The 472-nt window shown below is 60.6% G+C and carries 1 protein-coding gene; it reads right to left on the bottom strand.

Going from position 1 to position 472, the window contains the following annotated elements; all coding sequences use genetic code 11:
* On the bottom strand, positions 1–313 hold a 313-nt coding region (locus HV824_RS36130; protein ID WP_217918048.1), incomplete at its 3' end, for a flagellar transcriptional regulator FlhD.
* Between the last annotated feature and the right edge of the window lie 159 nt (positions 314–472).

Here is a 472-nt window from a genome sequence, read left to right as displayed (position 1 = left end):
AGGCAGGGCTTTCCAACAGCTCCAGGCGAGGTCCAGCCAACAGCGCAGCGAGCACCCGATCATCAAAGTGGATGCGGCACAAAAACAGATTGGTCTGTGCCATGCGCACGCATGCCTCTTCGTCGAGGGTCAGCAATGCCTCGCCCATCGATTGAGAGATACCCAGCGCAGTTGTCGCCAGGGCTTGATCGGTGGCTAGCAGCCTGCGAGCAAGGCGCAGATACGCGATATTGAGAGATCGAATCTCGCTCAGCAGCGATGTCGCTTCCATGGTGATGTCGTTTGCAGGCGATTCAGGAAATGCCGAGCGCATGTGGCCCGCCGCCGGCGGAACCCTCTGTGCCGATGCGTACGCCGTACCGCCACCAACAGGTGAAGATACGGCGGAGGTCGTCCGGCAGGGCACGAGCGCGCTCAGATCAGATGTTGCGCACGGTGGTCATCAGACGCAGGTGCGTCGTGTAGCAACGAA

This window comes from Myxococcus sp. AM009, assembly GCF_013372605.1.
GTDB lineage: Bacteria > Myxococcota > Myxococcia > Myxococcales > Myxococcaceae > Myxococcus > Myxococcus vastator.
Note: the sequence above shows the minus strand (reverse complement) of the source record. Positions and strands in the feature narration are given on the sequence as shown.